Source organism: Streptomyces phaeolivaceus (assembly GCF_009184865.1).
GTDB classification, from domain to species: domain Bacteria; phylum Actinomycetota; class Actinomycetes; order Streptomycetales; family Streptomycetaceae; genus Streptomyces; species Streptomyces phaeolivaceus.
In genome coordinates this window covers 7292200-7315551 of sequence record NZ_CP045096.1, presented here as the reverse complement: position 1 = coordinate 7315551, position 23352 = coordinate 7292200, and the positions used below count along the sequence as shown (strand labels likewise).

Genomic DNA, 23352 nt, shown 5'->3' with positions numbered 1-23352 from the left:
ACACGCGTGGGCGCGCTGGTCCAGACCCATTGACCTATGGTCCAGACCTTTCTATTCTCAGCCGCACTGCGCCACGTCATGCCCATGCTCAAGACACCCCACAAGGAGGCGCACATGCGCTTCAGGCAACGAGCCATAGCGGGTCTCGCCGGCCTTCTCCTCCCCCTCGCCGGCCTCGTCGGTCTCGCCACCCCCGCCCAGGCGGCCACGGCGGCGACCGCCGCCTACGCCAAGCCCCAGGACTGGGGCTCCGGCTTCGAAGGCAAGTGGACCGTCAAGAACACCGGGACGACCACGATCAGCTCCTGGACCGTCGAGTGGGACTTCCCCTCCGGCACCTCCGTGACCTCCGCCTGGGACGCGGACGTCACCTCCTCGGGCACCCACTGGACCGCGAAGAACAAGTCCTGGAACGGCACCCTCGCACCGGGCGCCTCCGTCTCCTTCGGTTTCAACGGGAGCGGCTCAGGCTCCCCTTCGAACTGCGAGCTGAACGGCGGCAGTTGTGACGGCGGTCCGTCCGTCCCCGGTGACGCGGCACCCTCCGCCCCCGGCACCCCGACCACCTCGGACATCACCAACACCTCGGTGAAGCTCGGCTGGTCGGCCGCCACCGACGACAAGGGCGTCAAGAACTACGACGTCCTGCGCGGCGGCACCAAGGTCGCCACCGTCACCGGCACCACCTACACCGACACCGGTCTGACCGCCGGCACCGACTACTCGTACACCGTCCAGGCCCGCGACACCGCCGACCAGACCGGACCGGTGAGCGGCGCGACCGCCGTACGCACCACCGGCGGCGGGACCGACCCGAACCCCGGCGCGAAGATCAACCTCGGCTACTTCACCGAGTGGGGCGTCTACGGCCGCAACTACCACGTGAAGAACCTGGTGACCTCGGGCTCCGCGGCCAAGATCACGCACATCAACTACGCCTTCGGCAACGTCAAGAACGGCCAGTGCGTGCTGGACGACGCCTACGCCGCCACCGACAAGGCGTACACCGCCGACCAGTCCGTCAGCGGCACCGCCGACACCTGGGACCAGCCGCTGCGCGGCAACTTCAACCAGCTCCGCCAGCTCAAGGCCAAGTACCCGCACATCAAGGTGCTGTACTCCTTCGGCGGCTGGACCTACTCCGGCGGCTTCGGCCAGGCCGCGCAGAACCCGGCCGCCTTCGCCAAGTCCTGCAAGGCCGTCGTGGAGGACCCGCGCTGGGCCGACGTCTTCGACGGCATCGACATCGACTGGGAGTACCCGAACGCCTGCGGTCTGACCTGCGACACCAGCGGACCGGCGGCCTTCAAGAACCTGATGTCGGCCCTGCGCACCGAGTTCGGCTCGAACTACCTGGTCACCGCCGCCATCACCGCCGACGGCTCCTCCGGCGGCAAGATCGACGCGGCCGACTACGGCGGCGCCGCGGCCTCGCTGAACTGGTACAACGTGATGACCTACGACTACTTCGGCGCCTGGGCGACCACCGGCCCGACCGCCCCGCACTCCCCGCTGACCTCGTACTCCGGCATCCCGACCGCCGGCTTCAACTCGGCCGACGCGATCGCCAAGCTGAAGGCGAAGGGCGTCCCGTCCTCGAAACTGCTGCTCGGCATCGGCTTCTACGGCCGCGGCTGGACCGGCGTCACCCAGTCCGCCCCCGGCGGCACGGCGACCGGCGCGGCCACCGGCACCTATGAGGCGGGCATCGAGGACTACAAGGTGCTCAAGAACTCCTGCCCGGCCACCGGCACCGTCGCGGGCACGGCGTACGCGCACTGCGGCACCAACTGGTGGAGCTACGACACCCCCGCCACCATCGGCACCAAGATGACCTGGGCCAGGAACCAGGGCCTCGGCGGCGCCTTCTTCTGGGAGTTCAGCGGCGACACGAGCGGTGGAGAGCTGGTGAACGCGATCAGCAACGGGCTGAAGTAGCCACTAGAAGGAACGACTAGGCGACATTGACGCGCTGACCGGGCGGGGCTGCCTCCAGCCACGCGAGGAAACCGGTCAGCGCGTCCTCGCTCATCGCCAGTTCCAGCCGGGTCCCGCGGTGCAGACACGCGAGGATCACGGCGTCGGAGAGAAGCGCCAGCTCCTCCTCGCCCTCGGGGGTGCGGCGCCCGGCCACCTCGATCGCCGAACGCTCCAGGACCCGGCGGGGGCGGATCGAGTACGAGAAGACGCGGTACCACTCGATACGGTCGCCGTTGTAGCGGGCGACTCCGTATCCCCAGCCCTTGCCGTTCTCGTCGCTGCCGGGTTTCTCCGGGGCCTCCCAGCGCAGCGAACAGTCGAAGGTGCCACCGGAGCGCTGGATCAGACGCCGGCGCAGTCCGAAGACGAAAAGCCCCACCACCACGAGCGCGATCACCGACCCGCACACAGCCAGAGCGAGGACCATCGACACCGACCTCCTCGTCTCCTAGGTAATGCGACTGCCAGGTAATGGAACGTAAAAAACACCCATATTTGCCTCAGCCGCGGCTGGGTCGGGATGAAGACATCCCGACCCAGCCGCGGCTGAGGTACAGCATCACACGGCGTCCGCGCTCAGCGCGCACCCGCCGTACGCAGTCGTACATCCGCGCGGCGCTCGGCGGCGGCGTCGCCCTCCGCCTTCGCGCGCTCCAGCTCTCGCTCCGCGCCCTGGACGTCGATCTCGTCGGCCAGCTCGGCGACCTCGGCAAGCAGGGACAGCTTGTTGTCCGCGAACGAGATGAAACCGCCGTGCACAGCGACGACGACGGTGCCGCCCTCGCTGGTACGGATGGTCACCGGGCCCGACTCCAGCACACCGAGCAGCGGCTGGTGACCGGGCATGACGCCGATGTCGCCGGACGTGGTACGGGCGACGACCAGGGTGGCCTGGCCGGACCAGACCTCTCGGTCGGCCGCGACCAGCGCGACGTGCAGCTCAGCAGCCAAGGTGGCTCCTCGGGTCACCACCCGGCGCCTCGGCCGGGTGTTGGGTCAATTCTAGAGGGAGTACAGAGGGGGGCGGGACGCACCCCATGAGGTGTGGCCTCGCCCCCCACTGTTCACGATTCGCCGGGCGTCAGCTGACGCCGAGCTCCTTCGCGTTCTTCTTCAGGTCCTCGATACCACCGCACAGGAAGAAGGCCTGCTCGGGGAAGTGGTCGTACTCGCCGTCGATGATCGCGTTGAACGCGGTGATCGACTCCTCCAGCGGCACGTCCGACCCGTCGACGCCGGTGAACTGCTTGGCGACGTGGGTGTTCTGGGACAGGAAGCGCTCCACGCGACGGGCACGGTGGACGGTGAGCTTGTCCTCCTCGCCCAGCTCGTCGATACCGAGGATCGCGATGATGTCCTGGAGGTCCTTGTACTTCTGCAGCACCGTCTTGACGCGCATGGCGGTGTTGTAGTGGTCCGCCGCGATGTAGCGGGGGTCCAGGATCCGGGACGTGGAGTCCAGCGGGTCCACGGCCGGGTAGATGCCCTTCTCGGAGATCGGACGGGAGAGAACCGTCGTCGCGTCGAGGTGGGCGAAGGTGGTGGCCGGGGCCGGGTCGGTCAGGTCGTCCGCGGGGACGTAGATCGCCTGCATCGAGGTGATCGAGTGACCACGGGTCGAGGTGATGCGCTCCTGGAGGAGACCCATCTCGTCGGCCAGGTTCGGCTGGTAACCCACCGCGGAGGGCATACGGCCGAGCAGGGTCGAGACCTCGGAACCGGCCTGCGTGAAGCGGAAGATGTTGTCGATGAAGAACAGCACGTCCTGCTTCTGCACATCGCGGAAGTACTCCGCCATGGTCAGACCGGCCAGCGCCACGCGCAGACGGGTGCCCGGGGGCTCGTCCATCTGACCGAAGACCAGGGCGGTCTTGTCGATGACGCCCGAGTCGGCCATCTCCTCGATGAGGTCGTTGCCCTCACGGGTGCGCTCACCGACACCGGCGAACACGGAGACACCGTCGTGGTTGTTGGCGACGCGGTAGATCATCTCCTGGATGAGCACCGTCTTGCCGACGCCGGCACCGCCGAACAGGCCGATCTTTCCACCCTTGACGTACGGGGTGAGAAGGTCGATGACCTTGACGCCGGTCTCGAACATCTCGGTCTTCGACTCGAGCTCGTCGAAGTTCGGGGCCTTGCGGTGGATGCCCCAGCGCTCGCCCGTGTACTTCTCGTCGGTGTTCAGCACCTCACCGAGGGTGTTGAACACCTTGCCCTTGGTGAAGTCGCCGACCGGCACCGTGATGGAGGCACCCGTGTCGGTGACCGGGGCCTGGCGGACCAGACCGTCGGTGGGCTGCATGGAGATCGTGCGGACCAGGCCGTCACCCAGGTGCTGGGCGACCTCCAGGGTCAGCGTCTTCTTCGCGCCGTCCTGGGCCGGGTCGGCCACCTCGACGTGAAGGGCGTTGTAGATGTCGGGCATGGCGTCGACGGGGAATTCCACGTCGACGACCGGGCCGATGACCCGGGCGACGCGGCCCGTGGCAGCGGCCGTCTCTACTGTCGTCGTCATTACCTGTCACTCCCCGCGTTCGCGTCGGCCAGGGCTGCGGAGCCACCGACGATCTCGCTGATTTCCTGGGTGATTTCGGCCTGGCGGGCCGCGTTGGCAAGGCGGGAGAGCGTGTTGATCAAGTCTCCCGCGTTGTCGGTCGCCGACTTCATCGCGCGGCGGGTGGCGGCGTGCTTGGAAGCAGCCGACTGCAGCAGCGCGTTGTAGATCCGGCTCTCGACGTAGCGCGGCAGCAGGGCGTCGAGGACGTCCTCCGCCGACGGCTCGAAGTCGTACAGCGGAAGGATCTCGCCCTTCGTCGTCCCCGCGGCGGCAGCCGCTGATGTCTCCGCCTCGGCCACCTCGTCGAGGCTGAGCGGCAGCAGACGGTCGTCGAGCGCCGTCTGCGTCATCATCGAGACGAACTCGGTGAAGACGATGTGGAGTTCGTCCACACCACCGTCGGCCGTGTCCTTCTCGATGGCCTCGATCAGCGGACCCGCGACCTTCTTCGCGTCCGCGTAGGAGGGCTCGTCGGTGAAGCCCGACCACGATTCCACGACCTTGCGCTCGCGGAAGTTGTAGTGGGCCAGACCGCGGCGGCCGACGATGTACGTGTCGACCTCCTTGCCCTCGGCCTCAAGGCGCGCCGTCAGCTTCTCGGCGACCTTGATGGCGTTGGAGTTGAAGGCGCCGGCCAGTCCGCGGTCGCTCGTGAGGAGCAGCACCGCGGAACGGGTCGCCTCTTTCGCCTCCGTGGTCAGCGGGTGCTTGGTGTTCGAACCGGTACCGACCGCCGTGACCGCGCGGGTGAGCTCGGTCGCGTACGGCGCGGAGGCCGCCACCTTGCGCTGCGCCTTGACGACACGCGAGGCGGCGATCATCTCCATCGCCTTGGTGATCTTCTTGGTCGCGGTGACGGATCGGATGCGACGCTTGTAGACCCGGAGCTGGGCTCCCATGAGTCAGGTCCCTTCCTTACGTCACTTGGAGACGTTGACGGCCGGAGCGTCCTCGCCGAGCAGCTTGCCGTCCGCGGTCTCGAACTGCTTCTTGAACTCGGCGATCGCGTCGGCGACGGCGGTCAGGGTGTCGTCCGACATCTTGCCGCCCTCCTTGATGGAGGTCATGAGGCCCTGCTCCTTGCGGTGCAGGTACTCCAGGAGCTCCTTCTCGAAGCGGCGGACGTCGGCGACCGGGACGTCGTCCATCTTGCCGGTGGTACCGGCCCACACGGAGACGACCTGGTCCTCGGTCGGCATCGGCTGGTACTGCGGCTGCTTGAGCAGCTCGACCAGACGCTGACCGCGCTCCAGCTGCGACTTCGACGCGGCGTCCAGGTCGGAACCGAAGGCGGCGAACGCCTCCAGCTCGCGGTACTGGGCGAGGTCGAGGCGCAGACGCCCGGAGACCTGCTTCATCGCCTTGTGCTGCGCGGAACCACCGACTCGGGAGACGGAGATACCGACGTTCAGCGCGGGGCGCTGACCGGCGTTGAAGAGGTCCGACTCCAGGAAGCACTGGCCGTCGGTGATGGAGATGACGTTGGTCGGGATGAACGCCGAGACGTCGTTGGCCTTGGTCTCGACGATCGGCAGACCGGTCATCGAGCCGGCACCCAGGTCGTCGGAGAGCTTCGCGCAGCGCTCCAGGAGACGGGAGTGCAGGTAGAAGACGTCGCCCGGGTAGGCCTCGCGGCCCGGCGGACGGCGCAGCAGCAGCGACACGGCGCGGTAGGCGTCGGCCTGCTTCGAGAGGTCGTCGAAGATGATGAGGACGTGCTTGCCCTCGTACATCCACTGCTGACCGATGGCCGAACCGGTGTACGGCGCCAGGTACTTGAAGCCGGCCGGGTCGGACGCCGGGGCGGCGACGATGGTCGTGTACTCCAGCGCGCCGGCCTCTTCGAGGGCGCCACGCACGGAGGCGATGGTCGAGCCCTTCTGGCCGATGGCGACGTAGACGCAGCGGACCTGCTTGTTCACGTCACCGGAGCGCCAGTTGTCGCGCTGGTTGATGATCGTGTCGACGGCCAGGGCGGTCTTGCCGGTCTGGCGGTCGCCGATGATCAGCTGCCGCTGGCCGCGGCCGACCGGGGTCATGGCGTCGACGGCCTTGTAGCCGGTCTCCATCGGCTCGTGCACCGACTTACGGGCCATGACGCCGGGAGCCTGCAGCTCCAGGGCGCGGCGGCCGGACGTCTCGATCTCGCCGAGACCGTCGATCGGGTTGCCGAGCGGGTCGACGACGCGGCCGAGGTAGCCCTCGCCCACCGCGACCGACAGGACCTCACCGGTACGGCTGACCGGCTGGCCCTCCTCGATGCCGCTGAACTCGCCGAGGACGATCGCGCCGATCTCGCGCTCTTCCAGGTTGAGCGCGAGGCCGAGGGTGCCGTCCTCGAACTTCAGCAGTTCGTTGGCCATGGCCGAGGGAAGACCCTCGACCTTCGCGATGCCGTCGCCGGCAAGGGTGACCGTACCGACCTCCTCGCGCGAGGCCGCGTCCGGCTTGTACGACTGGACGAAGTTCTCCAGCGCGTCCCGGATCTCCTCCGGCCGGATCGTGAGCTCCGCCATCTGGGTTCCCTGCTCTCCTTGTTGGGCCCGAAGTTTCACTTTGGGGGGATGCCTAAACTCCCGGACTCCCCCCTGAAAGAGGTGAATCCTCTGCACGGCCCAACCGGGCCGCAGACATACGTACGTACTACTTACTGCTACTTGCTGTTGCCTACTGCTATGAAGTTTGTGCTAGCTCGCCAGTCGGCGGCCGGCGTCCTCGAGTCGGTCCGCGATCGAGCCGTTGATCAGCTCGTCGCCGACCTGGACCCGGATCCCGCCGAGGACCTCGGGGTCCACGTCGAGGTTGAGATGCATGGCGCGGCCGTAGAGCTTCGCCAGGGCGGCGCCGAGGCGTCGCTTCTGCGCGTCGCTCAGCGGGACCGCCGAGGTGACGACGGCGACCACGCGGTCCCGGCGCTCGGCGGCGAGCTTGGACAGGGAGTCGAGTCCCGCTTCCAGGCTACGTCCACGCGGCGCGGTCACGAGGCGCGTCACCAGACGCTCGGTGGTGGCCTTGGCGCGTCCGCCGAGCAGGCTGCTCAGCAGCTCGCCCTTGGCGGAGGCTCCCGCGGCGCGGTCGGTCAGCGCGGCCCGCAGCTCGGTGTTCGAGGAGACGATCCGGCCGAACCGGAAGAGTTCGTCCTCGACGTCGTCGAGCGTGCCCGACTGCTGCGCGGCGGTGAGGTCGGCGACATCGGCCAGCTGTTCCAGCGCGTCCACCAGGTCGCGGGACTGCGACCAGCGGGAGCGCACCAGACCGGACACCAGGTCGACGGTGGTCGTGCCGACCTGGCCGCCGAGGATGCGGCCGGCCAGTTCGGCCTTGGCCTCGCCGGACTGCGCCGGGTCGGTGAGGACCCGACGCAGCGACACCTCACGGTCGAGCAGCGCGGTGACGGCGGCCAGCTCGTCGGCGAGGCGCGCCGCGTCCACGGACGTGGAGTCCGTCAGCGCGTCGAGACGCTCACGTGCGGCTGCCAGGGCCTCGCGGCTCGCTCCGTTCATCGCGCGGCCTCGGCCTTCTCCTCGAGGTCGTCGAGGAAGCGGTCGATGACACGGCTCTGCCGGGCGTGGTCCTCCAGGGACTCACCGACGAGCTTGCCGGCCAGGTCGGTGGCGAGCTTGCCCACGTCCTGACGCAGCGCCGAAGCGGCGGCCTTGCGGTCGGCCACGAGCTGCGAGTGGCCGGCGGCGATGATCTCCTCGCGCTGCCGCTGGCCTTCCGCACGCATCTCGGCGATGAGCGTGGCGCCCTGCTCCTGCGCCTCCTGGCGCAGCCGCGCGGCCTCGTGCCGAGCTTCGGCGAGCTGAGCCTTGTACTGCTCGAGCACGCTCTGGGCCTCGACCTTCATACGGTCGGCCTCTTCGATACCGCCCTCGATCGCGTCGCGGCGCTCTTCCAGAACCTTGTTGATGTTCGGGAGCGCCTTCTTCCAGAAGAAGAAGAACACGATGGCGAAGGCGATGGCGCCCACGAGCAGCTCGGGGCCGGGCGGGACGAGCGGGTTCTGCTCCTCCTCGGCCGCCAGCTGTACCAGGTTGGCGATCACATCAGTGCCTTTCGTTGAAAGGTTTGCTCGTCAGGGCTCGTCAGTTGTAGACGAACGGCATGACGATGCCGATGAGGGCGAGCGCCTCACAGAAGGCGAAGCCGAGGATCTGGTTGGCACGGATCAGACCGGCGGCCTCGGGCTGACGGGCGAGCGCCTGGGTGCCGTTGCCGAAGATGATGCCGACGCCGACGCCGGGGCCGATGGCGGCGAGGCCGTAGCCGATGGAACCGATGTTGCCTTCGACAGCGGCGAGGGTCTCAAGGGCAGCCATGCTGATTCTTCCTTCTCTTTCATGGACCGGCGGGGGTTGGCCACCGGACGTTCTGGGGGCTGGTGGGGCGCGGTGCTCAGTGGTGCTCGGCGAGCGCGCCCTGGATGTACGAGCAGGCGAGGAGCACGAAGACGTACGCCTGGACGGCCTGCACGAAGAGCTCGAAGAGGATCATGACGATGGTCATGACGAAGGAGACACCGGCCGCGGGGATCATCCAGCTGTTCAGCAGGTACCAGGAGGCGACGGTGAACATGACCAGCATCAGGTGGCCGGCGAACATGTTGGCGAACAGTCGCACCGCGTGGGTGAAGGGGCGGACCAGCAGGTTCGAGAAGAACTCGATGATCACCACGAGGGGCAGCACCGGGCCCAGCGACTTGTCGTAGCCGGTGACGTTCTTGAAGAAGCCGACGAAGCCGTGCTTCTTGAAGGTCAGCGAGACCCAGACCACGTAGACGATCAGGGCCAGGACCATCGGGTAGGCGATGATCGACGAGACCGGGAACTGGGCCAGCGGGATCACGGACCAGATGTTCATGATCCAGATGAAGAAGAACAGCGAGACCATCAGCGGGACGTACTTCTCGCCCTCCTTCCGGCCCAGCGTCTCGTAGACGATGCCGCGGCGTACGAAGTCGTAGCCCGCCTCGCCGATCATCTGCAGCTTGCCCGGCACCACCTTGGCCTTGCCGAAGGCGAGGGTGAAGAAGGTGATCACCAGGAGAGTGGTGATCAGGGCGAGCAGCATCACCTTGTTGAACTCGAACCCGCCGACCGTCGCGATCGGCTTGAAGAGGAACGAGTGCAGGCCCGGAGCCGGGAAGCCACAGCCGTTGTCGGACATGATCCGACAGCTCCAGTCAAAGGCGAGCTGGGTCTGGTCAGCACTCACCACGGGCTCCTTCGGCGTGACGCATGGGTACGGCAACCTCGTTGTGTCGGCGCGGCGCGCAGCCGCGGGTCGGCACTGGACTGGTGTTACGGATGTGGGGGCGGCTGGGGGGCATCAAGCCTCGCGATTGAGCAGGCGTCAGCTCAGATGCCCGCGCCCGCGATGCCGCAGTTGGCACCGGACGATAGCAGGAGTTCGCACACGCCCTTATCCCGGCCCTACTCCTCACGACGAGTGCCCCGATTTTTCGGGCTTGCCGCCCGTCGACGAAGTCGATGAATCGGGTTCGACGTAGAGGATCTTGGCCTTCATGTGGGCACGCGTCTGTGCCGCGATCCACACGAGGGTGGTGGCGACGAGCGTGAACGCGAAGGCCTTGGGATGGAACAGCGTGGTGTTCTTGAACGCGGACAGAAAGATGAACAACAGCAGAATCTGTGCCGCGTAAAGCATCAGTCCCATCATCTGGAACAGATGAGGAAGCGATTTGGCAGTGCGCTGCAGAACGTAGAGCCCGATTCCCATGAAGAGAATCGTGATCACCGCCGCGACGACGGCACCGAGAGCCCCCTTGCCTCCGACGACCACACCGCTGATGACAGCGGCGATCGCGCCGGCGGCTGCCGTGGGTACGGCTGCCTGCAGGAGGGTCCGGACGTCATTGGACGGCATGGCGGCAACTCCGCTTGCTAAGGGGGCAGGGTGTCGTCATGGACGAGCGTAGACCCCGGGGGCGAGCGGAAATCTCCCGCCAACGGACCGTCGCATTGCGGCCCTTCGGCTCTGTCCCGGGTTCTCGTGAACCGTATCACAAACTATTTGATGAGGTCTTTACCTGAATGCTGTGCCAGGTGTCACACATGAGAGTGAACCTGCCCGTCTGTGCAAAATCAGCGCCGACTTGTCTGGTATAAGGCCGTTTGCACCGTCAGGGTCTTGCATGGCATCGGCAAAGTGTTAGTCAGATTCTTACCTTGCCGTCAGCGCGACGCCCCGCCCCTCCGCCCGCACGACGGACGGCCGGAGGCCGTGCGCGGCGTACCGCGCACGGCCTCCGGCCGGTTCGTGGAGCAGTGCGACGAGGGCCCTCGCGGACGGCCCCGGTTCAGCGGCCGGCACCCGCCGGACTGCGTTCCGCTTCGTGCGTACGGCCGCCGATCGCCGTCGCGCCGTTGAGGGACGGCGTCCAGTCGGGGACGGGCTCCGCGGCGACGGCCGGGACCGCGCGGCGACGGTAGCGGGGCGGGACGAAGCGTTCCGCCCAGCGCGGGGCGCGCGGGGTGAAGCGGGGCAGCAGCAGCAGGAAGAGGCCGACCCCGCTGAGCATCGCGATGGCGAGGACGATCCACATGGACGCCGCGTTCACCGTGTACGCCAGGGCGCCGAAGGCGATGACCGCCGACCAGAAGTACATGATCAGCACGGCCCGGCTGTGCGAGTGCCCGACCTCCAGGAGCCGGTGGTGCAGATGCCCCCGGTCCGCGGCGAACGGCGACTGGCCGCGCCAGGTGCGGCGCACGATCGCCAGGATCAGGTCGGCCGCCGGGATCGCGATGATGGTCAGCGGCATCAGCAGCGGGATGTAGACGGGGACCATCGAGTAGACCGTGCTGCGCTCCGAGCCGTACAGGTTCATCACGTCCGGGTCGACCTGCCCGGTGACGGAGATCGCGCCGGCCGCCAGCACCAGGCCGATCATCATCGACCCGGAGTCGCCCATGAAGATCCGCGCGGGATGCATGTTGTGCGGCAGGAAGCCCAGACACATGCCCATCAGGACCGCCGCGAAGAGGGTGGCGGGGGCCGCGGCCTCGATGCCGTAGCTGTACCAGAGGCGGTAGGCGTACATGAAGAACGCGGCGGAGGCGATACAGACCATGCCGGCCGCGAGACCGTCGAGGCCGTCGACGAAGTTGACCGCGTTGATGGTGATGACGACCAGGGCGACCGTGAGCAGGGTGCCCTGCCACTGTGTGAGCGCGACGATGCCGACACCCGGGACGGGCAACCACAGGATCGTCAGACCCTGCATGACCATCACGCCCGCGGCGATCATCTGCCCGCCGAGCTTGATCAGGGCGTCGATCTCGAACTTGTCGTCCAGGACGCCGATGAGCCAGATCAGCGCGGCCCCGGAGAGCAGCGCGCGCGGTTCGTTGGACTCGGCGAAGACCTCGCTGAGGTTGGTCAGGTGGTCCGCGACCAGCAGACCGGCACAGAGTCCGAAGAACATCGCGATGCCGCCGAGGCGGGGCGTGGGCTCACGGTGGACGTCGCGCGCACGGACCGCCGGCATGGCTCCGGCCACGATCGCGAACTTCCGTACCGGCCCTGTCAGCAGATACGTCACCGCGGCCGTGATGCAGAGCGTCAGGAGGTATTCACGCACGGGCTTCCCCACAGGTCTCGCTGGCCATCACAGCCTCACACCCTAGCGATGCGCGAAGCGGTGCACGCATACGGTGGAGGACTTCCGGGTAGCGACGATGGTTGCACGTGATGCTGTGCCTGGTGGTGCGTCTACCCCACCTCAGCGCGGATACGGCGGAAATCTTCCGGCCAGGTCCCGTACTTCTTCACGCGTCCGCTTGCCGTCCCCGCCGTCCCCGAGGGCCCCCGCGAACAGGACGGCGAGCCGTGCCATCTCGGCCTCGCCCATGCCCTGCGTGGTCAGCGCGGCCGTGCCCAGCCGCAGGCCACGGGCGTCCCCGTGAGGCAACGCACAGCAGTCGAGGACCATCCCGGCCGCCGCGAGCCGCCCCCGCGCGGTCCGTCCGTCGACACCGAGTGGCGCGGGATCGACGGTCAGCAGATGGGTGTCGGTGCCGCCCGTGACGACGGTCACGCCCTCCTCGGCCAGACCGCGCGCCAGTACGCGGGCGTTCGCGACCACCTGATGGGCGTACGCCGTGAACGCCGGTGTTGCCGCCTCGCCGAACGCGACGGCCTTCGCGGCGATGGTGTGCATCTGCGCGCCGCCCTGCGTGAAGGGGAACACCGCCCGGTCCACCCGCTCCGCCAGCTCGCTCCCGCACAGCAGCATTCCGCCGCGCGGCCCCCGCAGCACCTTGTGCGTGGTGGCGCACACGATGTCGGCGTACGGCACCGGATTCGGCGCCGCTCCCCCGGCGACCAGCCCGATCGGATGGGCCGCGTCGGCGATCAGATAGGCGCCCACCTCGTCGGCGACCTCACGGAAGAAGGCGTAGTCGATGTGCCGGGGGTACGAGATCGACCCGCACACGATGGCCTTGGGACGGTGCGTACGGGCGAGGGTGCGCACCTGTTCGTGATCGATGAGCCCGGAGTCGGCCTCCACCCCGTACCCGACGAAGTCGAACCAGCGGCCGGAGAAGTTCGCGGGCGACCCGTGCGTGAGGTGTCCGCCGAAGTGCAGGCCCATCGCCAGGACGGTGTCGCCGGGGCGCAGGAGGGCCGCGTAGGCGGCCAGTACGGCCGAAGACCCGGAGTGGGACTGCACGTTGGCGTGTTCGGCCCCGAACAGCGCCTTCGCCCGCTCCACGGCCAGCCGCTCGGCGAGGTCCACCATCTCGCAGCCGCCGTGGTACCGGGCCCCCGGATAGCCCTCCGCGTACTTGTTGGCGAGCGGCGATCCCAGGGCGGCCAGCACGGCGGGCGAGGTGAAGTTCTCGGCGGCGACGAGCTGCAGCGTCGTCGCCTGCCGATCGACCTCCCCCAGCAGGATGTCGGCCAGCTCAGGGTCCTGCCGCCGCAGGACATCGGCCTCAAGGACAGGGGTGACCGACATGATGGACTCCGGGGCGTCGACGATGACGTAGCACCAATGTAGGCCCGCGGACCCCGACCCGCCCGGCGTTACGCCCGAGCCGGCACCCCCGTCAGCGCCGTCACCACCGGAGCCGGTCCCCGACGCATCTCTCGCGGCGCTCGGCCCTGGCGGGCCTCCCGGCTTCGAGATGCTGCGCCGGACTCCGTCCGCCGACTCCTCCCACCCGGGATCAAGCCCGAGCCGGCACCCCCGTCAGCGCCGTCACCACCGGGTCCAGCGCCTGGTGTATCTCGTCGCCCACCGACTGGAAGAACGGCAGCGGGGCCCCGTACGGGTCGTAGACCTCGTCCGCCTCGGCCGTGGGGGCGAGGAGCCACCCGCGTAGAGCGGCGGCGGCGCGGACCAGCGCACGCGCGCGTACGACCATGCCCTCCTCCAGGGGAGGGAGCGTGGTCGGGTCGATGGCACGGACGAGGCGGGTGAACTCCTTCAAAGTGAAGGTGCGCAGCCCGGCGGAGTGGCCCATGGAGATGACCTGGGCCCGGTGGTCCCGGGTGGCCGTCAGCACCAGATCGGCCCGGATGACGTGCTCGTCCAGCAGCTCCCGCCCCGTGAAGCCGGAGGCGTCCGCGCCGAAGTCCGCGAGGACGGCCTCCGCGTTCGCCTCCATGGGCGCCCCCTCGTGCCCCCATGTCCCCGCGCTCTCGACGACCAGACCGCCCCACAGCGGGTCCCCGAGCCGGTCCGCCAGGGCATGCCGGGTCAGCCGCTCGGTGATCGGCGAGCGGCACACGTTGCCGGTGCTGACGTGGAGGATGCGGAAGGTGTCACGCGGCAGACCCGTGAAGGTCCGTGTCTCTTCCCCGTCCCATATGCCACGCCCCGCGTCAGGGGCCGTCAATTCGCCACCTCAAGGTCGGGTACGACCTTGCGGAGCTCCTCCGCGGACAGGGCGCCCGCGCGCAGCAGCACCGGTACCTTGCCCGTGACGTCGACGATCGAGGACGGCTCGTTGCCGGGGGTCGGACCGCCGTCGAGGTACACGGAGACGGAGTCCCCGAGCATCGCCTCGGCGGCGTCGCAGTTCTCCGGCGCCGGGTGCCCGGTCAGGTTGGCCGAGGAGACCGCCATCGGGCCGACCTCGGTCAGCAGCTCGATGGCGACCGGGTGCAGCGGCATGCGCACGGCGACCGTGCCCCGGGTGTCGCCGAGGTCCCACTGCAGCGACGGCTGGTGCTTGGCGACGAGCGTGAGCGCGCCCGGCCAGAAGGCGTCGACCAGCTCCCAGGCCATCTCGGAGAAGTCCGTGACCAGGCCGTGCAGGGTGTTCGGGGAGCCGATGAGGACGGGCGTGGGCATGTTGCGGCCCCGGCCCTTGGCCTCCAGCAGGTCGGCCACGGCCTCCGACGTGAACGCGTCCGCGCCGATGCCGTACACGGTGTCCGTCGGCAGCACCACGAGCTCGCCCCGGCGGATGGCGGACGCGGCCTCGCGCAGACCGGTGGCGCGGTCGGTCGCGTCGTTGGTGTCGTATCGCCGTGCCATCTAGCGGGCCTCCTGCTCAAGTACGTACGAAGTGATCGAACCGTTGTCGGTCATCACGGCATCGCCTTGCGGGCGGTCGCGAACCGCGGCCGGTTGTTGAGGTCCGGGTGGTCGGCCGCGTCGGCCCAGCCCCGCTCCTCGGTGAAGATCCAGGGCACCTGCCCGCCCTGGGTGTCGGCGTGCTCGATGACGACGACACCCCCGGGGCGCAGGAGCCGGTGTGCGGTGCGCTCCAGGCCGCGGATGAGTTCGAGGCCGTCCTCCCCCGAGAACAGGGCGAGTTCGGGATCGTAGTCGCGGGCCTCGGGCGCCACGTACTCCCATTCGGTGAGCGGGATGTACGGCGGGTTGGAGACGACCAGGTCGACCTGGCCGTCGAGGTCGCGGAAGGCGTCCAGGGCGTTGCCCTGGCGCAGGTCGACGCGGGAGCCCGCCATGTTCTTGCGGGTCCACGTCAGGGCGTCCTCGGACAGCTCCACGGCGTGCACGCGCGAGCGCGGCACCTCCTGGGCGAGGGCGAGGGCGATGGCGCCGGAGCCGGTGCACAGATCGACGATCAGCGGCTCGACGACATCCATCGCGCGGACGGCGTCTATGGCCCAGCCGACGACGGACTCGGTCTCGGGCCGGGGCACGAACACCCCTGGCCCGACCTGAAGTTCGAGGTAGCGGAAGTAGGCGCGTCCGGTGATGTGCTGGAGCGGCTCACGGGCCTCGCGGCGGGCGGTGACCTCCCAGTACCGGGCGTCGAAGTCGGTGTCCTTGACGGTGTGCAGCTCGCCCCGCTTGACACCGTGCACGAACGCGGCGAGCTCCTCCGCGTCGTTGCGCGGCGAGGGCACGCCGGCGTCGGCCAGGCGCTGGGTGGCCTGGGCCACTTCCGCGAGCAGCAGGTTCACGCAAGTCCTCCGTCGTACTGGTCGTGCTCGAAACGGCCTTACGCGGCTGCCAGCTTCGCGGCCGAGTCCGCGTCGACGCAGGCCTGGATCACCGCGTCGAGTTCACCGTCCAGGACCTGGTCCAGGTTGTAGGCCTTGAAGCCGACGCGGTGGTCCGAGATGCGGTTCTCCGGGAAGTTGTACGTGCGGATCTTCTCGGAGCGGTCGACGGTACGGACCTGGCTGCGGCGGGCGTCGGCGGCTTCCTTCTCCGCCTCCTCCTGTGCCGCGGCGAGCAGCCTGGAGCGCAGGATACGCATCGCCTGCTCCTTGTTCTGCAGCTGGCTCTTCTCGTTCTGGCAGGAGGCGACGACTCCGGTGGGAATGTGCGTGATGCGCACGGCGGAGTCGGTGGTGTTGACGGACTGCCCGCCGGGCCCGGAGGAGCGGTAGACGTCGATCCGCAGATCGTTCGCGTTGATCTCGACGTCGACCTCCTCGGCCTCGGGTGTGACCAGCACACCGGCCGCGGAGGTGTGGATACGGCCCTGGGACTCGGTCGCCGGCACCCGCTGGACGCGGTGCACCCCGCCCTCGTACTTCAGGCGGGCCCAGACGCCCTGGCCGGGCTCGGTGGCGCCGTTGCCGCCCTTGGTCTTCACGGCGACCTGGACGTCCTTGTAGCCGCCCAGCTCGGACTCGGTGGAGTCGATGATCTCGGTCTTCCAGCCGACGCGCTCGGCGTACCGCAGGTACATGCGGAGCAGATCCCCGGCGAACAGGGCGGACTCGTCGCCACCCGCGCCGGCCTTGATCTCCAGGATCACGTCCTTGTCGTCGGACGGGTCCCGGGGCACCAGCAGCAGCCGCAGCTTCTCGGTCAGCTCCTCGCGGTGCTTCTCCAGCTCCTTGACCTCGGCGGCGAAGTCCGGGTCGTCCGCGGCGAATTCGCGAGCGGTGTCGATGTCGTCGCCGGTCTGCTTCCAGGAGCGGTAGGTGCCGACGATCGGGGTCAGCTCCGCGTAGCGCTTGTTCAGCTTGCGCGCGTTGGCCTGGTCCGCGTGGACCGACGGGTCGGCGAGCTTCTTCTCCAGATCGGCGTGTTCCCCGACCAGTTCCTCGACCGCCTCGAACATCTCTTCCGGCTCCCTGTACGACGTACTACGTGGTGAGTGGGCCGCACTCGTGGCCCGCGCTCATGGGCTGCGCAGCTGTGTGCCGCACCGCAAAGCGCCGGTCCCGACGCCCCCGGAGGGGCGCCGCGGACCGGCGCTGGGGGCTCGCTACTTCTTGGCAGCGGCAGCCTTGCCGAAGCGGGCCTCGAAGCGGGCCACGCGGCCACCGGTGTCGAGGATCTTCTGCTTGCCCGTGTAGAACGGGTGGCACTCGGAGCAGACCTCGGCACGGATGGTGCCGCTCTCGATCGTGCTACGGGTGGTGAACGACGCGCCACAGGTGCAGCTGACCTGCGTCTCGACGTACTCGGGGTGGATGTCGCGCTTCAAGGTGTCTCCTAGTTTCGGGAGGGCGCCGGGTCGCTGCCGCGGGATGCGGGAGCGTGAACCGGAGCCGACGTACCAGTCTGCCAGGACTGGTGCCATCTCCCCAAACCAGGGGGTGCGCTCAGGTATTCCCCAGCCCCCAGCCACAGGCAGCCGCGCCCGTCCCCTCCCCCACCCTCACCCCCACCCAGCTGCGGGCAATCGTGCCGCTGGGGGCGGCACGGGTGGGCGCAGGCGGCACCCCGTAAGCGCCGGGCCGCGCGCCTCGCCTCCGGTCGGGCATGCGCCAGGGGGTGCCTCGTAGCCGCCGTACGCGACCGCACGACCGTCGTGGCTGGTCGCGCGGTTCCCCGCGCCCCTAAAAAGCAACAACCCGCAGGCACCCTCAGGAAGAAGCCACGACCCCGCCCGCCGACCCCGTGGCCGTGCCCTTCGTCGCCGAGCTCGGGATCGGCTTGTCGGTCTTCAGTGCGGACCAGACCTGCTGGGCCTTGGTCTCGGACACCAGTACGCGGTTGGGGTCGGCGGGGTCGTACCGGACGGGCATCGTGACCATGGTCATGTTCTTGGAGCTGATGCCCTTGAGCCCGGACGCGAAGGACGCGAGGTCCTTGACGGTGTCGAGGTCGGAGTCGGTGGTGACCGCGTCGGTCGCGGTGTCGGCGAGGTCGTACAGCTTCTTGGGGCTGCTGAAGATCCCCACGGACTTGACCTGCTCGATCAGCGCCTTGATGAACGCCTGCTGGAGCTGGATGCGCCCGAGGTCGGAGCCGTCCCCCACCCCGTGCCGGGTCCGCACGAGCCCCAGCGCCTGCTTCCCCGTGAGCGTGTGCTCCCCGGCCTTCAGATCGAGATGGCTGTCCGGGTCCTCGATGTCCTCGGTGGTCGTGATGTCGACCCCGCCGAGGACGTTGATCAGCTTCTCGAAGCCCGAGAAGTCGACCTCGATGTAGTGGTCCATCCGGATCCCGGACATGGCCTCGACGGTCTTCACCGCACACGCCGCGCCACCCGTCGAGTACGCGGAGTTGAACATCGCGTACGAGGCCGCCGGGTACTTCTTGCCGTTCGCGTCGGTGCACTCCGGCCGCTCGACGAGCGTGTCCCGGGGTATGGAGACCACACTGGCCCGCTTGTGGCCCTCGTACACGTGCACGACCATCGCCGTGTCGGAGCGCGCGCTGCCGTCGTCCACGCCCCCGCCGAGCTTCTTGTTGCTGCCCGAGCGGGTGTCGGAGCCGAGGACGAGGATGTCCTGCGAGCCGTTGTCGACGTCGAGCGGCCGGTCGGTGCCGAGGGCCTGGTTGATGTCGACGCTCTTGATGTTGCCGTTGAGCTTGAAGTACAGGTAGCCGACCCCCGTGCCGCCCAGCACGAGAACACCGGCGGCGGTCCAGGCGGTGACGACGGCCGCTCTGCTGTGCCCGCCACGTGTCGTGCGGTTCCTGCGGCGGCGGCCCTTGGCCGCGCGGTGACGCGGGCCGGTGGTACCGGTCGGCCCCGCGGTGCCGGGTGTCGGCGTGCTCTCGGCGGACATCTGCTCCTCGGTTCTCTTTCCGGTCGGTTACCCCCTGCGCTCAGGCCCAGGCCTGTCGGGTCGGATGTGGCCGTACCGCTCATGGTCACTCCGTTCGGTCAGACGGAGTAATCCCGGAAAGGGTTGCACAACGGACGGTGCCCATCGCGTAAAGAGCGATGGGCACCGTGTGTGACGGAGGAGCCGGGCGGGGCCTGGCTCACCTGGTGTTTCAGCCGAGCAGGTCGTACTGGGCGTAGCTGGTGCCGACCGAGACCCGTGTGCTGAAGATCTCGCTCGTGGCCTTGCCGGTGCCCTTGTAGAGGTACAGCGTGCCGGCCTTCGTACGGGCCAGCAGGTCGGCCTTGCCGTCGCCGCTCACGTCACCGGGAGTGACGAGCGCGTTGAAGTCGGTCCAGCCGGAGCGCACCTTGACGCGGGCCGCGAAGGCGCCCGTGCCGGACTTGCCGGTGCCCTTGTAGAGGTAGACGTTCGAGCCGGTCCTGGTGCGCGCGATCAGATCGGCCTTGCCGTCACCGGTGAAGTCGCCGTGACCGACGACCGCGTTGTACTGGCCCCAGCCCGTGCCGACCTTGACCCGGGTGCCGAAGGAGCCGGTGCCCTTGCCGGGGTAGATCCACAGGGCGCCCGCCGAGTCGACCGAGAGCAGGTCGGGCAGGGCGTCCCCGGTGACGTCACCGGGGGTGACGATCCGGGTGCGGGTCTTCCAGTTGTCGAAGATCTGCGTGGTCGACCAGGTCTTGGACGAGGGCACGTACCGCCGCCAGAAGACGTCACCGTCGGAGGAGCGGCGCAGGACGTAGTCCTGGTGGCCGTCCCGGTTCAGGTCGGTCTGCTGGACCAGGTTGTAGCCCTTCCAGCTGCCCTCGGCGGTCAGGGCCTTGCGGTCGCCGAGCTTGGAGCCCGTGGAGGCGCGGACGTAGCCCGTGCCGGTCTCCTTGTTGCGCAGGAAGGCGTCGGCCTTGCCGTCGCGGGTGATGGCCGCGTCGTCGATCCTCGGGTAGGTCGCGCCGACGTACTTGCTGACCTTCGCGAAGACCGGGTAGGCGCCCTTGTACACGCAGTCCGTGACGCCCCACGAGACGACGCCGACGACCTTGTTGTCGACGACGAGCGGGCCGCCGGAGTCACCGTTGCAGGTGGCGGTGGTGGTGGCGTCCGTACCGCCGGCGGGCTTGCCCGCGCAGACCATGTGGCCCTTGACGAAGTACGGGTCCCACGTGCTCGCGCAGGTGGTGTCGCTGACGATCGGCAGCGTGGCCGTCTTCAGCGTCTCCGAGATGTCCTGGCTGGTGGAGCTGGTACGGCCCCAGCCGTAGACCGTGGCCTTGGTGCCGGACTTGTACGACGTGGTGTCGTCCGACGTCGTCATCCTGATCGGCTTGGCCGTGACCGGCGCCGACAGCGTCAGGACGGCGACGTCGTTGTCGATCGCCTCCTCGTCCCACGACGGGTGGTTCCACTGCCGCGTCAGCGTGCTGCGGGTGCCGCCGTGGTAGTCGACGTGGTCGAGGCTGCCGTCCTCGTTGTAGACGGCCGTGGGCAGCCGGTCGGTGCCGGTGATGATCTCGCCGTACGCGGCCCAGTCGTAGTAGTCCTTGTCGACGCAGTGCGCGGCCGTCAGGATCTTCGTCGGTGAGACGACCGTGCCGCCGCAGAAGAATCCGAAGTCCTGCGTCGGGTCGTAGTACCAGAGCTGGGCCATCCACGGCGCCGAGGCGATCGTGGTCTCGGAGCCGCCGATGATCTGCGCGGACCGCCCCGGGCCGTCGTCCGAACTCGCGCTCGACGAGGGCTCCCGCGTCGCCACACGAGCGGTGTCGTCCGCCGCCATCGCCTTGGCGATGCGTACATCCAGCGCGTCGGGCGTCGAGGTGTCGGCACCCGCCCCGCTCGCTGACGACAACAACAGCGTCCCGGCTATCGCCGCGGCCATGGCTCCGGACAAGGGTCTAGCCACTCAATTCCCCCCTGAGAATGCAATGGTTGATCAGAGCATGAAGAACGTGATCGTACACGTGTCCCATACATCCCATACAAGAAAACCGGGGCCACCCTCACAAGGAGGATGGCCCCGGTCCTGTCGCTGGAGCTGTCGCCGTTCGCCGTCGCTAGTCGCCGTTGCCCGGCATCGGCGTCGTCTTCTGGATCTGCAGCAGGAACTCGCCGTTCGACTTCGTCTGCTTCATCTTGTCGAGCAGCAGCTCGATCGCCTGCTGGGAGTCGAGCGCGTGCAGCACCCGACGCAGCTTCCAGGTGATGGCGAGCTCGTCGCTGCCGAGCAGGATCTCTTCCTTACGCGTACCGGACGCGTCGACGTCCACCGCGGGGAAGATCCGCTTGTCCGCGAGCTTCCGGTCGAGCTTCAGCTCGGCGTTGCCGGTGCCCTTGAACTCCTCGAAGATGACCTCGTCCATGCGGGACCCGGTGTCCACCAGCGCGGTGGCGAGGATGGTCAGCGAGCCGCCGTCCTCGATGTTGCGGGCCGCACCGAAGAAGCGCTTCGGCGGGTACAGCGCGGTCGAGTCGACACCACCGGACAGGATGCGGCCGGAGGCCGGCGCCGCCAGGTTGTAGGCGCGGCCCAGACGCGTGATCGAGTCGAGCAGCACGACGACGTCGTGGCCCAGCTCGACGAGGCGCTTGGCACGCTCGATGGCCAGCTCGGCGACCGTGGTGTGGTCCTCGGCCGGGCGGTCGAAGGTCGAGGAGATGACCTCGCCCTTCACCGACCGCTGCATGTCGGTGACCTCCTCCGGACGCTCGTCGACAAGGACGACCATCAGGTGGCACTCGGGGTTGTTGTGCGTGATCGCGTTGGCGATCGCCTGCATGATCATGGTCTTGCCGGTCTTCGGCGGGGCCACGATCAGACCGCGCTGGCCCTTACCGATCGGCGCGACGAGGTCGATGATGCGAGTGGTGAGGACACCCGGGTCGGTCTCCAGACGGAGCCGGTCCTGCGGGTAGAGCGGCGTCAGCTTGTTGAACTCCGGGCGTCCGCGCCCGGATTCGGGCGCCATGCCGTTGGTGGAGTCCAGACGGACCAGCGCGTTGAACTTCTCGCGACGCTCGCCGTCCTTGGGCTGACGGACCGCGCCGGTGACGTGGTCGCCCTTGCGCAGACCGTTCTTGCGGACCTGGGCGAGCGACACGTACACGTCGTTCGGACCCGGCAGATAGCCCGAGGTACGGATGAAGGCGTAGTTGTCGAGGATGTCCAGGATGCCCGCGACGGGGATCAGGACGTCGTCGTCGGCGAGCTGCGGCTCGGGGGCGCCGATCTCGTCACGGCCGCGACGGCCACGACGGTCGCGGTAACGGCCGCGACGGCCACGGCGTCCGCCGTCGAAGTCGTCGTCGTCCTGCGGGCCGTTGTCGCGCTGACGGTCCTGACGGTCCTGACGGCCGCCCTGCTGCTGGCTCTGCTGCTGGCCGCGGTCGCGCTGCTGCTGGCCGCCGCCCTGCTGCTCGTCGCCCTTGCCCCGACGGCCACGCTCACCGCGCTCGGTGCGCTCGGTGCGGTCGCCCCGCTCACCGCGGTCACGGCCACGCTCGCGGCGGCCCTGACGGCCCTCGCCGCCCTGGTCACCGGCGTCGGCCTGGGCCTGGTTCTGGGCGGGCGTCTCGGCCTTGGGCTCGCTCTTGGCCTCGGCGGTGACCGTCTCGGGGCTGCCCGCGTCGGCGGTGGCCCGGCGCCGGCGGCGCTCGGTGGGCGCCTCGTCGCCACCGGCCGGCTGGCCGGGGATCTCGATCTGCTGCTGGGCCACGGCCTTGTCGACCTTCTCGGCGGGCGCCTCGGCCTTCTTGGCCGGTGCCTTCTCGGCCGGGGCGGCGTCGTCGCCCGTGCGCGCCTTCGAGGTGGCACGGCGCTTCGGCTTGGTCTCGGTGGCGGCCTCGGCCTTGGCCGGGGCACCCCCTCCCGCCTGCGCGTCCTTGATGACCTCGATCAGCTGGCTCTTGCGCATCCGCGCGGTGCCCCTGATGCCGAGGCCGGATGCGACCTGCTGCAGCTCGGCCAGCACCATGCCTTCAAGGCCGGTGCCGCGGCGCCGCCGGGAGCCGGCACCGCTGGCAGGCGCGGCGTCCGTGGCGGGCGCGGCAGCGGTGTCCTCGACACGTGCGCCCATCAGATCGGTGGTGTCGCTCACGAAGGGTCCTTCCCTGGAGCGGACGTCGGCCTTCTGGCTCGGCGACCGTTTGTGCTGTCCGGCTTCGGCCCTGTTCGGGTGGACCGTGCCGGGGCGGTGGTCCGCCAAAGGCGGCGGAGGAAAAATTTCTGGTGATTCGGCGCTTTCCGGGCCGTGGCACTGAGTGTCTGTGTCACGCGGCTCGGCAACGCCGGTTCCGGAGCCTGCTCGGCAGACCGCTCAGTGCCTGCG

21 protein-coding genes are annotated in these 23352 nt (G+C 68.8%); 1 reads left to right on the top strand and 20 read right to left on the bottom strand.

Going from position 1 to position 23352, the window contains the following annotated elements; genetic code table 11:
• The first annotated feature begins 114 nt into the window (after positions 1-114).
• Positions 115-1938: a glycoside hydrolase family 18 chitinase gene (locus F9278_RS33890; RefSeq protein ID WP_152171699.1), complete on the top strand. Its 1824-nt coding sequence runs from the start codon at positions 115-117 to the stop codon at positions 1936-1938.
• A gap of 16 nt (positions 1939-1954) precedes the next feature.
• On the opposite strand, the gene F9278_RS33885 is transcribed toward F9278_RS33890, so the two are convergent.
• The 20 genes from F9278_RS33885 to rho form a co-directional block, all read right to left on the bottom strand.
• Positions 1955-2407 (bottom strand): DUF2550 domain-containing protein, encoded by a 453-nt coding sequence (locus F9278_RS33885; RefSeq protein WP_152171698.1) that lies wholly within the window; start codon positions 2405-2407, stop codon positions 1955-1957.
• A gap of 149 nt (positions 2408-2556) precedes the next feature.
• A complete protein-coding gene (locus F9278_RS33880) occupies positions 2557-2931 on the bottom strand; it encodes a F0F1 ATP synthase subunit epsilon (protein WP_152171697.1) in 375 nt (124 codons plus the stop codon).
• A 130-nt stretch (positions 2932-3061) separates the two neighbouring features.
• Entirely contained in the window at positions 3062-4498 is a 1437-nt protein-coding gene (gene atpD, locus F9278_RS33875) for a F0F1 ATP synthase subunit beta (RefSeq protein WP_152171696.1), read from the bottom strand.
• The gene (locus F9278_RS33870) at positions 4498-5439 is read right to left on the bottom strand and encodes a F0F1 ATP synthase subunit gamma (RefSeq protein WP_152171695.1); all 942 of its coding nucleotides are present in this window, start codon (positions 5437-5439) and stop codon (positions 4498-4500) included. The genes atpD and F9278_RS33870 overlap by 1 nt, the downstream gene beginning before the upstream one ends.
• 21 nt (positions 5440-5460) lie before the next feature.
• Positions 5461-7056 carry a F0F1 ATP synthase subunit alpha gene (gene atpA, locus F9278_RS33865; protein WP_152171694.1) on the bottom strand — a complete coding sequence of 532 codons (1596 nt, stop codon included), beginning with the start codon at positions 7054-7056 and terminating at the stop codon, positions 5461-5463.
• Between the two features lie 171 nt (positions 7057-7227).
• A complete protein-coding gene (locus F9278_RS33860; RefSeq protein ID WP_152171693.1) occupies positions 7228-8043 on the bottom strand; it encodes a F0F1 ATP synthase subunit delta in 816 nt (271 codons plus the stop codon).
• Positions 8040-8588, bottom strand: a complete 549-nt coding sequence (locus F9278_RS33855; RefSeq protein WP_152171692.1) for a F0F1 ATP synthase subunit B — start codon at positions 8586-8588, stop codon at positions 8040-8042. Before F9278_RS33855 ends, F9278_RS33860 begins: the two co-directional genes overlap by 4 nt.
• A 40-nt stretch (positions 8589-8628) precedes the next feature.
• Positions 8629-8862: an ATP synthase F0 subunit C gene (atpE, locus tag F9278_RS33850; RefSeq protein ID WP_143636214.1), complete on the bottom strand. Its 234-nt coding sequence runs from the start codon at positions 8860-8862 to the stop codon at positions 8629-8631.
• 76 nt (positions 8863-8938) lie between these two features.
• Entirely contained in the window at positions 8939-9709 is a 771-nt protein-coding gene (gene atpB / locus F9278_RS33845; RefSeq protein ID WP_152174296.1) for a F0F1 ATP synthase subunit A, read from the bottom strand.
• A 273-nt stretch (positions 9710-9982) separates the two neighbouring features.
• A complete protein-coding gene (locus F9278_RS33840; protein WP_152171691.1) occupies positions 9983-10429 on the bottom strand; it encodes a hypothetical protein in 447 nt (148 codons plus the stop codon).
• A gap of 433 nt (positions 10430-10862) precedes the next feature.
• On the bottom strand, positions 10863-12146 hold the full coding sequence (locus F9278_RS33835) for an MraY family glycosyltransferase (protein ID WP_152171690.1): 1284 nt from the start codon (positions 12144-12146) through the stop codon (positions 10863-10865).
• A 141-nt stretch (positions 12147-12287) separates the two neighbouring features.
• Positions 12288-13526 carry a serine hydroxymethyltransferase gene (locus F9278_RS33830; protein WP_152171689.1) on the bottom strand — a complete coding sequence of 413 codons (1239 nt, stop codon included), beginning with the start codon at positions 13524-13526 and terminating at the stop codon, positions 12288-12290.
• A 211-nt stretch (positions 13527-13737) separates the two neighbouring features.
• A complete protein-coding gene (locus F9278_RS33825; protein ID WP_152171688.1) occupies positions 13738-14409 on the bottom strand; it encodes an arsenate reductase/protein-tyrosine-phosphatase family protein in 672 nt (223 codons plus the stop codon).
• Entirely contained in the window at positions 14406-15053 is a 648-nt protein-coding gene (locus tag F9278_RS33820; protein WP_033526519.1) for an L-threonylcarbamoyladenylate synthase, read from the bottom strand. Before F9278_RS33820 ends, F9278_RS33825 begins: the two co-directional genes overlap by 4 nt.
• A gap of 53 nt (positions 15054-15106) precedes the next feature.
• A complete protein-coding gene (gene prmC, locus F9278_RS33815; protein WP_152171687.1) occupies positions 15107-15952 on the bottom strand; it encodes a peptide chain release factor N(5)-glutamine methyltransferase in 846 nt (281 codons plus the stop codon).
• A 38-nt stretch (positions 15953-15990) separates the two neighbouring features.
• Positions 15991-17067, bottom strand: a complete 1077-nt coding sequence (gene prfA / locus F9278_RS33810) for a peptide chain release factor 1 (protein ID WP_152171686.1) — start codon at positions 17065-17067, stop codon at positions 15991-15993.
• A gap of 147 nt (positions 17068-17214) precedes the next feature.
• Complete coding sequence (gene rpmE, locus F9278_RS33805; RefSeq protein WP_028804216.1) at positions 17215-17436, bottom strand: 50S ribosomal protein L31; 222 nt, start codon at positions 17434-17436, stop codon at positions 17215-17217.
• 382 nt (positions 17437-17818) lie between these two features.
• The gene (locus tag F9278_RS33800; RefSeq protein WP_152171685.1) at positions 17819-18970 is read right to left on the bottom strand and encodes an LCP family protein; all 1152 of its coding nucleotides are present in this window, start codon (positions 18968-18970) and stop codon (positions 17819-17821) included.
• 211 nt (positions 18971-19181) lie between these two features.
• Positions 19182-20906, bottom strand: coding sequence for a trypsin-like serine protease (locus F9278_RS33795; protein WP_193241752.1), 1725 nt, complete (start codon positions 20904-20906; stop codon positions 19182-19184).
• A gap of 175 nt (positions 20907-21081) precedes the next feature.
• Positions 21082-23121 carry a transcription termination factor Rho gene (gene rho, locus F9278_RS33790; RefSeq protein WP_193241751.1) on the bottom strand — a complete coding sequence of 680 codons (2040 nt, stop codon included), beginning with the start codon at positions 23119-23121 and terminating at the stop codon, positions 21082-21084.
• Positions 23122-23352 lie beyond the last annotated feature (231 nt).

Bases quoted from the DNA above. Each gene is read 5' to 3' on its own strand.
- F9278_RS33890 (WP_152171699.1), top strand. From the start codon at position 115: ATGCGCTTCAGGCAACGAGCCATAGCGGGTCTCGCCGGCCTTCTCCTC.
- F9278_RS33885 (WP_152171698.1), bottom strand. From the start codon at position 2,407: ATGGTCCTCGCTCTGGCTGTGTGCGGGTCGGTGATCGCGCTCGTGGTG.
- atpD (WP_152171696.1), bottom strand. From the start codon at position 4,498: ATGACGACGACAGTAGAGACGGCCGCTGCCACGGGCCGCGTCGCCCGG.
- F9278_RS33870 (WP_152171695.1), bottom strand. From the start codon at position 5,439: ATGGGAGCCCAGCTCCGGGTCTACAAGCGTCGCATCCGATCCGTCACC.
- atpA (WP_152171694.1), bottom strand. From the start codon at position 7,056: ATGGCGGAGCTCACGATCCGGCCGGAGGAGATCCGGGACGCGCTGGAG.
- F9278_RS33860 (WP_152171693.1), bottom strand. From the start codon at position 8,043: ATGAACGGAGCGAGCCGCGAGGCCCTGGCAGCCGCACGTGAGCGTCTC.
- atpE (WP_143636214.1), bottom strand. From the start codon at position 8,862: ATGGCTGCCCTTGAGACCCTCGCCGCTGTCGAAGGCAACATCGGTTCC.
- atpB (WP_152174296.1), bottom strand. From the start codon at position 9,709: ATGTCCGACAACGGCTGTGGCTTCCCGGCTCCGGGCCTGCACTCGTTC.
- F9278_RS33840 (WP_152171691.1), bottom strand. From the start codon at position 10,429: ATGCCGTCCAATGACGTCCGGACCCTCCTGCAGGCAGCCGTACCCACG.
- F9278_RS33830 (WP_152171689.1), bottom strand. From the start codon at position 13,526: ATGTCGGTCACCCCTGTCCTTGAGGCCGATGTCCTGCGGCGGCAGGAC.
- F9278_RS33820 (WP_033526519.1), bottom strand. From the start codon at position 15,053: ATGGCACGGCGATACGACACCAACGACGCGACCGACCGCGCCACCGGT.
- prfA (WP_152171686.1), bottom strand. From the start codon at position 17,067: ATGTTCGAGGCGGTCGAGGAACTGGTCGGGGAACACGCCGATCTGGAG.
- F9278_RS33800 (WP_152171685.1), bottom strand. From the start codon at position 18,970: ATGTCCGCCGAGAGCACGCCGACACCCGGCACCGCGGGGCCGACCGGT.
- F9278_RS33795 (WP_193241752.1), bottom strand. From the start codon at position 20,906: ATGGCCGCGGCGATAGCCGGGACGCTGTTGTTGTCGTCAGCGAGCGGG.